This window comes from Vibrio sp. zbq_1 (assembly GCF_043102935.1).
GTDB classification, from domain to species: Bacteria; Pseudomonadota; Gammaproteobacteria; order Enterobacterales; family Vibrionaceae; genus Vibrio; species Vibrio parahaemolyticus.
Genome location: NZ_JBICJH010000020.1, coordinates 1 through 9,565 on the forward strand (window position 1 = coordinate 1; position 9,565 = coordinate 9,565).

The window sequence follows — 9,565 nt, forward strand, 5'->3', positions numbered from 1 at the left end:
CGTTAAGTGGTGAACAACGCTAACCACCAAACCTAAACCATTGTACCTTAAACACTAAATTCAATTTAAACTGAGATCGCCAAGCGTTGTGAATCCGCCTTAAACGCCTTGTTATATTGATGCTACCAAAACCAATTTATTGATTTAACTGGGATGCGAACAACAGTAGCGAAAAAATAGCAAAGCTGTACCTGAGATCATTCCTAAGTTTTATCAACCTCTTATTATTCAGTTGATCCAGATCTTTGCCGAAAAGCATTGGGACAAATAAGAACATACCAAAATGGAACACTACGAACGGTGGAGCCCCTCTAGAACGCCAATGCTCATTCTCCATTTCATTCCATTCATCATAAAAACTCTTGCTGGATTTTATAAGCGGAAACAATGAAGCCAACACCGCACAAACCATCAGAGTGTTAAATAACTCACCCATTATAATCCCTGGACTTGAAAATCAATATAACGCCGCATTAAGGGGTGAACAACGCATTCCACCCAAACTAAACCATTGTGCCGTAAACACTTAAGCTAATCCAAACCAATACTGCCAAGCGTTGTGAATCCCTCTTGAATGCTTTGTTAGTTGCCAGACCCAAGGCTTTGATTTGAAGTTGATTGCCGCTTTGCCAACACTAGTTTTATGTGCTTTGAAAAACTCAAATCAGGCGCAGTTTCAAAGCGACTTTCACTGAAACCACTTGGAATTTACAACGCCGTAGAAAACGGACTTTGAACACCGAACAAACCTTTTGGAAAGACAATGCCTCAGAGCTGACTTTCAACTAACAAAGCGTCTTCTGAAACAGAAAACCCAAACCAAACAAGAAGCCAAAGCATGATTTTCACAAGCCCAAATAACTAGAAATTGAAAGACGAAAACCTAGCCAAAAACACACGAACATTAGCCCTAAATATTCTGCTTTAGGTACGTTTTTTCTCGTTGGCAACTAACGCCCAATTAAGGTGTGAGGCACGCAATACCAATGCTGCCGCATACCACCTTAACCACTAAGACCAACGCATACCCAAAATGCCACGCGTGCCGAATCACTCTTAAATTGTTTGTTAGTACGCTGTTCCAAAACCTTTTGGTCTGCACCAAGATATTGAAATATCGCACGAAACTTGTGGCTTAAAACGCTGAAGCTAAAGGGACAACTGCCAAACTAGAACTCAACTTCATAACGCAAGTTGGCTAGAAGAAAAACACGCCAAACTTCCCTATTCTGACTGGTTTCAAATTAGCAAAGGATTCGGTCACCAGATTTAATACAGCCACACCAAAGTACCGAATTGAAGGCTAAAAAGCCAACAACACAAAAGAAACAGCGCCAACGAAATAGCCCAAAAGTTAGAAACCGTAAACGGTGAAATCAATGCGAGCACTCCGCATATAGTGCCACCGGAAAGAACGTGAAAGGCACATTTGATCCGGTGTAAAGCTAGAAAACGAAACAGACAAACACCTAAATTTTTACCGTTGATGCCAACCCCGTACTAACGCCGCGTTAAGGGGTGAACAACGCAATGCCACCCGACGTAAACCATTGTGCCATAAACACTTAAGCTAAACTTTGAACCAAAACTGCCAAGCGTTGTGAATCCCTCTTAAACGCTTTGTTATGTGCGTTGTTAAACGTTGCCACAGCTCGACGTATTGAACGAAAACATGCGCACCTCATCACGAGCAAACCACCCTAGCTTTTCATAGAAAGCTTGAGCGTTGATATTTTCATTGGCTACGAAAAGGTGTGTTTTGGCTATACCGATTTCTGATAATGCGTCTACAGCTCTTGATATTAGTGCTGCACCAATACCTTGACCACGACAACTTGAATTTACCGCTAAATGTTGGACATAACCCCTGCGACCATCTGTGCCGACCAATATTGCACCCACAACATTGTTACCATCTAGTGCGACAAAACTTAGGTTGGGATTACGCTCCAGGTACTTGCCTATGTTTTCTCTGGAATCAGCATCTCTCAACAACATTGCTTCAGTTTCTGACCATAACTCAATTACTTGCGGGTAATCTGAGATATCCATTTCTCGTATCACTACCAATTTTTCCTCCAAGCACATAACGCCGCATTAAGGGGTGAACAACGCCACCACCCAACCTAAACTATTGTGCTGCAAACACTAAAGCTGATTCAACCCAAAACTGCCAAGCGTTGTGAATCCCTCTTGAATGCTTTGTTAGTTGCCAAACCTAAAGTTTTGATTTGAAGTTAATTGCCCTTTGCCAACACTAGCTTTACGTGTATTAAAAACTCTAATCAGGCGCAGTTTCAAAGCGCCTGTCACTGAAACCACTTGGAACACGCAACGCCGTAGAAAACGAACTGACAACACCAAAAAGACCTTTTGGAGAAACAATGCCACAAAGCTGACTTTCAACAAGTAAATCGGCTTCTGAAACGGCAAACCAAACTAGGAAAAGATCGAAGCTCAATTTCCGCGAACCAAGATCCCGAAGTTCGAAGTGCAGAATCGAGCAAAGCACAAGAACGATTAGACCTAAACACTCTGTTTTAGCTGCGTTTTCCTCGTTGGTAACTAACGCCCTGCTAAGGGGTGAGCAACGCAATACCGAAGCCGCAGCAAACCACCTTAATCACTAAATTCAACGCATAGTAAAAATGCCACGCGTTGTGAATCCCTCTTGAGCAGTTTGTTAGTTTGTAAACCCAAAGCATTGATTTTACATTATTTTAAATTTTGAAAACAACAAACCTTATGTACTTTGATGCATTTAAGTCAGGCGTAGTCTCAAAGCGGCTACTCAATGAAACTACGTGGAACAAACAACGCCGCAGAAAACGAACTAACAACACCAAAAAGCGCTTTTGGAAAACCAATCTCACAATGCGGACTTTCAACAAAGCCACTGAAACCACATAAACTTACCACACCAGAGAAAACGCTATTTCAGCGAGTACATCGGCTTTTGTACCAACAAACTCAACGAGCAGAGTTTCAGCAAAAAAGTTCAACTCAGGTAACCCAAAAGTCGCCGCACCAAAGAACAAATCAACCGTTGAAACGATGCCAATTTTGGATTTTCACCACGCTAGTTAACACTGAACTTGAACGCCGATACGACAATTTCGACTTTGAGCTTTTACCACTAGATCTTGCGATATAGCTGCGTTTTTCCTCTTGCAAACTAACGCCCTGTTAAGGGGTGAGCAGTGCAATACCGATGCTTCCGCACACCACCTTAAACACTAAAAACAACGCATAGTGAAAATGCCACGCGTTGCGAATCCCTCTTGAACAGTTTGTTAGGGCGCAGAGCCTATTGATACACGCTGACTTCTATTAAGTTTTTATCAAGATCCAAAAAATAGACCGATTGGATTGCACCAACAGCTCCTGATTTTTCGACTGGACCCTCAATGATTTTGACATTTTCTTTGACTAAATGATTTACCACTGATGTCAACGGCCAATCTGAAATTAAGCAAACATCACCTGAACCAACATTAGCTACATTTCGTGGTTCTTGACCAAGAAGCTGAAAGTTAATCTTTTGATTTCCGAACGTTACTGCCTTACGGCCATTGGCAAAAGTTACTTCTTCCATGCACAAAACCCGTTTATAAAAGTCCACTGATTTTTCTATGTCGGAGACTGTGAGAACAATATGATCTATGTGATGAATCATCATTTTACTCCTTGCGCCCTAACGCCCAATTAAGGTGTGAAGCACGCGACCACGACACTTAATTTGACCACCGTAAACACCGAACTTAACCCAAACCAAAAATGCCAAGCGTGCTGAATCACTCTTAAATTGTTTGTTAGCTTTGTGCCCAAAATTGCAATGCAAAACTTACAAACAATAGAAGCACTCCAAAAAAACGGGGAGCTTGATGTGTACCAATAAACTCTTTCTCAGCAGAAATGCAAACACCGATAATTAATTTTAACAGCACACCGAGTAATGAAAACATTACAAAGTACACAAACAGAACAACATTCAGAGTCCAATTGGTTACCGTCAGTAGAAATGGAAAATGATCTGCGATTTTTATAACTAAGTAAAACCAAGCAATAAAACAGATAACACCAAAAATGATCCACACAAAAGTTTTATGGGCACTTTCATTTTCAAGTAAAGGGTAGAAAAGTAGATAGCCTAATAGAGATGAATAGACACTGAGTGCCTTAATTGTAGAAAAGACTGTTTGCTCGGTTTTAGTTAAATCATCTTTGAAAAACACATCAAATCTAAACTGCACTCGTTTCATCAGCCTAAACATAATACTAATTCTACGAAGGATACTTGATTTAGCCACATCCAATGCTAGCAATAAAGTACCTAACATACCGAAAACCAAGACTATATGAATAGTCATTTAATCCTCCAAAAAGCTAACGCCGCGTTAAGTAGTGAGCAACGCCAACCACCTTACCTAAACCATTGCACCGTAAACACAATACCCAACGATGGAATGAAAAATGCCAAGCGTTGGGAATCTGCCTTAAACGCCTTGTTAGGCTTAACTTTTACCATTTATCTGCCTTGCAAAATCTGCGTGAAAGCTGATTAGCTCAATACCATCAATTGCTTTTATTGATGCATTGCTGCCTTCAACAGTACAAAAAGGCGGATAAGCAAATAACAGCTGACCAACCTTTAGATCCAAATCGCTTGGAATATTCAATCTTTCAATTGGGTCCTCGTCTACCCAAGCCAAAAATTGCTCCCAGGTACAACCAAATTCATCAATCTCACCAGTTTCAGCATTCAACTTAACTACCAAATTATCTCGAATAAGGAATTGGTCGCCAAAGCAATCCTGAGCAATAGGAAAATCGCTTGCTTTAACTTCTCGATACAAGTTGTGGAAAGCAAATTCACCTTCTAAGAAGGTATTAACATTTAACAAGCGTTCTTGTGCATCGTGAGAGCGAACCTGTAGACCGCCTGAATACAATATTTTCATAGTTTCCTCTGTAAGCCTAACGCCGCATTAAGGGGTGAACAACGCCACCACCCAACCTAAACTATTGTGCCGTAAACACTAAAGCTGATTCAAACCAAAACTGCCAAGCGTTGTGAACCCCTCTTGAATGCTTTGTTAGTTGCCAAACCTAAGGCTTTGATTTGATGTTAATTGCCGCTTTGCCAACACTAGTTTTACGTGTTTTAAGAAACTCAAATCAGGCGCAGTTTCAAAGCGCCTGTCACTGAAAACCACTTGGAATATACAACGCCGTAGAATACAGCCTAACAACACCAAAAAGCTCATTTGAAAAGACAATATCACAGAGTTGACTCTCAACAAGCGAACTGGCTTCTGAAACGGAAAGTCCGACCACAAAAAACCAAAGCCTGATTTGCACAATACTGAAAGGCTAAAATTTGAAATACAAAACCGAGCCAGAAATGTACGAACATTAGCCCTAAACATTCTGCTTTAGCTGCGTTTTCCCCTTGGCAACTAACGCCCTGTTAAGGTGTGAGCAACGCAATGCAAGAGCTGCCGCAAACCACCTTAAACACCAAACGCGACGCATAGTAAAAATGCCACGCGTTGCGAATCACTCTTAAACCGTTTGTTAGCTTTCTGTCTACAGAGGAGAGCTATTGAAATTCTGTACCGTGATTTTCTAGTGTTTGTTTACCACATTTAAGACAAACTATGTACCTGTCTGTTAACTCCAATGATGCTCCTTCTGGCAAAGAAGCCGCTGCTCCACTGAAGAAACCGTCTAGAAACGCTTTGAACTGTTCTTTTTTTGACTTCCCATATTTTGAGGGTTTCTGCTTAATTGCTTCTGTATGTTCAGTTTCTCTCTCGCACTTTTCACAAAACCTGATATTCATACTGCCTCCAATGAGATTAACGCACGCATGGAAAACGACAATACTAAGAATACCAAAAGCACTAAGTAAGTTCGTATTCTTACTTAATACATTCGACTTTGTGCCCAAACTTGAAAAGATAGCTAACGCCCGGCTAAGGGGCTGACAACGCTACCGCACAGCCTAAATAAACAGCCGTAATCACTTCAGCTCAATGGGACTGGAAACGCCATGCGTTGGCAGTCCCTCTTGAGCCGCTTGTTATGTGCCTGACTTTAATCCTTTTGTTACCAACATTTCAATGCACAAAACTTATGTTTGAGAATTTAAATCACAGTGAAAGCCCAAACTCAAAACGCTTTAACTGTCCTCTGTGCGCACGCACGTTCAACACCAAAAGAAAGACATTGACAGCGACATAGAAAGTTTTTGTGCAACCAAATTTTCAGTACAGAGTGAGAAGCGATTGAGATGGCGTTTCAAGGAAATTATGCCTTCCGCGATTGGTGTTCGCGGAGCTTCAAAAATAAGCGAACTCGTGACAAACATGCCCAATTTCATTCGATAAAAATCATGATCGATAAAATCCAGTAGATTGATCTTATTGGAAATTATTCAAAACCCAGAACTTTTGAACTTAAAAAGTACATAACGCCCTGTTAAGGTGTGAGCAACGCAATACCGAAGCTGCCGCATACCACCTTAAACACTAAAACCAACGCATAGTAAAAATGCCACGCGTTGCGAATCACTCTTAAACAGTTTGTTATGTTTTGAGTTCGACGCCGATACTTTTGTAGTACTCAGAGACCAACTCCCACCTTTGTTCTGAGTAATCATTAAACTTGTCTCTCCAATCAGGGCAGTTAGTGAAATAATCATCTGATGCCTCTGTAAGATAGTTGTCAATTGCTTGAGCTGTAAACTCAACTCCTAGCTGCGAAAAATGATTTTTGTAGTCCTGCAATATTCTCAAGGAATTGAAATCATTGGCCCGACGCAAGAGGTCATACATTGCAGAGTACCACTTCATTGAGTAGGTAAAGAAATGATCCCACCCTTCCATATCTGCTATTGACTCAAAGTATGCCAACACAAAAACAGGCCATTCAACATCTGTAAGGTTCTCTTCTTGACTTAAACCTTTATCTAAAATGCTATCTATGTCGATGCTCAGTACTCCTGTAAAAACATAACGCCCTGTTAAGGGGTGAGCAACGCAATACCAAAGCCTCTGCATACAGACTTAAACACTAAAACCAACGCATAGTAAAAATGCCACGTGTTGCGAATCCCTCTTGAACAGTTTGTTAGCTTTTTTTCTCACGTATATTTGCCATGACATTGATACTTAGCATATTTTTTATTGCGATAAGCTCTTTGGGAAAGCTAGATTCTAGAACAAGCAACGTTTGTACATTTTGTGGTTTTCCTTGAACCCCAAGCATAGCCTCAGTTACTGTTTGATACTTCACACACTGAAATAAGCCACGACATATATCGGCTTGATCTGAGATTCTTGACTTAACTTCCACTGCAACCATTTGCGACCTGTTAACAAACATTACGTCAACAGAGTCGCCAGATGGTAGTTTGAATTCAGTTACACCTTTTGGGCAACTATCAGGTAACCCCAGTGCCGCTGGGTTGTTAGCGATGTATTCTTTTAACTCTTTGTGTAATACGCCTTCACCACCACCTTGATGTTTAAACGGCGCATCCGGTAACTTCGGAAAATCCGGATACTCAATTTCGAGTTCATCTAGAACCCATAGCCAATCAGGGTATGAATAAATTTTTGTTAATTGGCTATCAACAATTTTTTTCTTTTGTTTTTTACTTAATTTTTTAAAGTCCTTGTCTGAAATAAACAAGCCAATCCCTTCGCCAGGAAGTTCTGTTGCCTTATTTACGACTAGACATTGAATTGGAGGGATTTCTTCTTCAGTTTCTTCAGCAAGCTCTTCTAGGGTTGTTCCAATACAACCTAGCACATAGTTGAGATTTCTTGCATTGGGCATTTCAAGTTCTTCTGCCAAATCAGAATAGAATATTGTTTCGCCGACTATTGCTTGTCGTACTAGGAACGGGAGTGCTTTTCTAGCTCTCTGTTGATAAAGCTTATCCCCCCAAAAGTTTTCAGCTATCTCTGCTGTTTCCATAATTACCTCTTAAAAGCTAACGCCGCATTAAGGTGTGAGCAACGCTAACACGAAACTTAGCCATACCCCCGTAAACACAAAACCCAAACTTAAACTGAAAATGCCAAGCGTTGTGAATCACTCTTAAATGCCTTGTTATACACGCTCTAAAGGCTTGACTCGTAATACTTAACCATTTCGTCTTGGCTAATCGCGTTACTTTCTAAGTTTTGTTGATCTTTAAAGATTTGCGCCAAAGAAGGAAGAATTGAACGATTTACTTTATAGTCATCAGACCAAAGCTTCCCTCTCATCACTGCTTTAGCACAGTGAAAATACATACTTTCTATCACTATTTTGATAACAACCTTGGGAGACTTACTTCCATCAGGACAAACGGATAACAAGTTGGAGTCAGTACGAATACTCGCTGTTCCTTTGATGCGAACTACTTCATCAATACCATTGACCATCAACAACAGCCCTACTTTTGGGTTACTGATAATATTTTTAAGGCCATCTATTCGATTATTCCCCGAGCTATCGGGAAGCAATACTGTTGATTCATCTAAAACTTTAATGAAGCCAGGCTCTCCTCCCTTTGGGGAGAGATCAACATAGCCTTGTGAATCAGTGGTGCTTAGAACCGCGAAATGGCAATTATTTATTAGCGTAATCGCATGAGCATCCAGAGCAGGTAGAACTTTATTTTTAGCTCTCGCACTTGGCTCTGCGTAAATTCCTTTTAATTGCTCTATCGTTTTAATTTCACACATTCTATTTTGCTCCTTCATAAGTGTATAACGCCCAATTAAGGGGTGAACAACGCCACCACTCAACCTAACGCATTGTGCCATAAACACTAAATTTGAAGTAGAAGCAAAAGTGCCAAGCGTTGTGAATCCCTCTTAAATTGCTTGTTAGGCAATCTGTACGTAATTTTTATCGCTAATGTAGCCACATTCTTGACACTCAACCCAATCGATATCGTACGCACCCGAGGGAGTTGTCGTTTCATAACCAATATGATTCGCATCTTTTCCGCACTCTGGGCACGGTTCTTTTGCCCACGGACCATCCGGGAAAGGATGATCTGGTCTTCTTGGGTTCCCGACAACTTTAGCTAGCTTGGCAACTATGAGCTCTAATGGCATTGAACTATTCAAAGCCACTTTATCAGAGAGAGCTAAAGAAAAATCAGCAACCTCAGCATGAGAAATTTTGTGCCAAATAGGCAAAATTACTTTATCTTCACTGGAAATAGCTTTGCTAACAAAGCTATCTAATTCATATTCAGTCCATTTTTTCTCAATGAACTTCTCGCTCAAAATAACCAAACCAAACCGCGAGTTTTTTAAACCTTTGTCAATGGATTGGCGAAGCGAATCCCCTACATCTAGTGATAACTCGTCGTACCAAACTTTGAAACCTTTTTCTATTAACGCAATAGCTAAAGGTCTGACAAAATCATCTTTGTCTTCTGATGCATGAGAAATGAAAATATCGTACTTCATGTAAAATCCTTCTTATTTGCCTAACGCCCTGTTAAGGTGTGAGCAACGCAATGCCGAAGCTGCTGCATACCACCTTAACCACTAAA

Annotated in this window: 10 protein-coding genes; all 10 read right to left on the reverse strand. The window is 40.7% G+C overall.

The annotated features are described in order from the left end of the window. Positions 1-1,635: 1,635 nt before the first annotated feature. On the reverse strand, positions 1,636-2,070 hold the full coding sequence (locus ACF8CV_RS10665) for a GNAT family N-acetyltransferase (RefSeq protein WP_029823822.1): 435 nt from the start codon (positions 2,068-2,070) through the stop codon (positions 1,636-1,638). 211 nt (positions 2,071-2,281) lie between these two features. Then, on the reverse strand, positions 2,282-2,461 hold the full coding sequence (locus ACF8CV_RS10670) for a hypothetical protein (protein WP_155006992.1): 180 nt from the start codon (positions 2,459-2,461) through the stop codon (positions 2,282-2,284). Between the two features lie 846 nt (positions 2,462-3,307). Further along, positions 3,308-3,676 carry a VOC family protein gene (locus tag ACF8CV_RS10675; RefSeq protein WP_024701877.1) on the reverse strand — a complete coding sequence of 123 codons (369 nt, stop codon included), beginning with the start codon at positions 3,674-3,676 and terminating at the stop codon, positions 3,308-3,310. A 136-nt stretch (positions 3,677-3,812) separates the two neighbouring features. Then, positions 3,813-4,370 (reverse strand): hypothetical protein, encoded by a 558-nt coding sequence (locus ACF8CV_RS10680; protein WP_138937962.1) that lies wholly within the window; start codon positions 4,368-4,370, stop codon positions 3,813-3,815. A 144-nt stretch (positions 4,371-4,514) separates the two neighbouring features. Then, positions 4,515-4,961, reverse strand: a complete 447-nt coding sequence (locus ACF8CV_RS10685) for a hypothetical protein (protein ID WP_086609947.1) — start codon at positions 4,959-4,961, stop codon at positions 4,515-4,517. 641 nt (positions 4,962-5,602) lie between these two features. Then, positions 5,603-5,845, reverse strand: coding sequence for a hypothetical protein (locus tag ACF8CV_RS10690; protein ID WP_138937960.1), 243 nt, complete (start codon positions 5,843-5,845; stop codon positions 5,603-5,605). A gap of 745 nt (positions 5,846-6,590) precedes the next feature. Next, positions 6,591-7,064: a hypothetical protein gene (locus ACF8CV_RS10695; protein ID WP_138937959.1), complete on the reverse strand. Its 474-nt coding sequence runs from the start codon at positions 7,062-7,064 to the stop codon at positions 6,591-6,593. A 70-nt stretch (positions 7,065-7,134) separates the two neighbouring features. After that, complete coding sequence (locus tag ACF8CV_RS10700; protein ID WP_138937958.1) at positions 7,135-7,986, reverse strand: hypothetical protein; 852 nt, start codon at positions 7,984-7,986, stop codon at positions 7,135-7,137. A 146-nt stretch (positions 7,987-8,132) separates the two neighbouring features. Beyond that, positions 8,133-8,741: a pyridoxamine 5'-phosphate oxidase family protein gene (locus ACF8CV_RS10705; RefSeq protein ID WP_138937957.1), complete on the reverse strand. Its 609-nt coding sequence runs from the start codon at positions 8,739-8,741 to the stop codon at positions 8,133-8,135. Between the two features lie 144 nt (positions 8,742-8,885). Beyond that, positions 8,886-9,479, reverse strand: a complete 594-nt coding sequence (locus tag ACF8CV_RS10710; RefSeq protein ID WP_058966883.1) for a toll/interleukin-1 receptor domain-containing protein — start codon at positions 9,477-9,479, stop codon at positions 8,886-8,888. Between the last annotated feature and the right edge of the window lie 86 nt (positions 9,480-9,565).

What these genes read in the sequence shown, in the direction of transcription:
- ACF8CV_RS10675 (WP_024701877.1), bottom strand. Translation starts at nt 3,676, where the DNA reads ATGATTCATCACATAGATCATATTGTTCTCACAGTCTCCGACATAGAA.
- ACF8CV_RS10680 (WP_138937962.1), bottom strand. Translation starts at nt 4,370, where the DNA reads ATGACTATTCATATAGTCTTGGTTTTCGGTATGTTAGGTACTTTATTG.
- ACF8CV_RS10685 (WP_086609947.1), bottom strand. Translation starts at nt 4,961, where the DNA reads ATGAAAATATTGTATTCAGGCGGTCTACAGGTTCGCTCTCACGATGCA.
- ACF8CV_RS10690 (WP_138937960.1), bottom strand. Translation starts at nt 5,845, where the DNA reads ATGAATATCAGGTTTTGTGAAAAGTGCGAGAGAGAAACTGAACATACA.
- ACF8CV_RS10695 (WP_138937959.1), bottom strand. Translation starts at nt 7,064, where the DNA reads ATGCAGAGGCTTTGGTATTGCGTTGCTCACCCCTTAACAGGGCGTTAT.
- ACF8CV_RS10700 (WP_138937958.1), bottom strand. Translation starts at nt 7,986, where the DNA reads ATGGAAACAGCAGAGATAGCTGAAAACTTTTGGGGGGATAAGCTTTAT.
- ACF8CV_RS10705 (WP_138937957.1), bottom strand. Translation starts at nt 8,741, where the DNA reads ATGTGTGAAATTAAAACGATAGAGCAATTAAAAGGAATTTACGCAGAG.
- ACF8CV_RS10710 (WP_058966883.1), bottom strand. Translation starts at nt 9,479, where the DNA reads ATGAAGTACGATATTTTCATTTCTCATGCATCAGAAGACAAAGATGAT.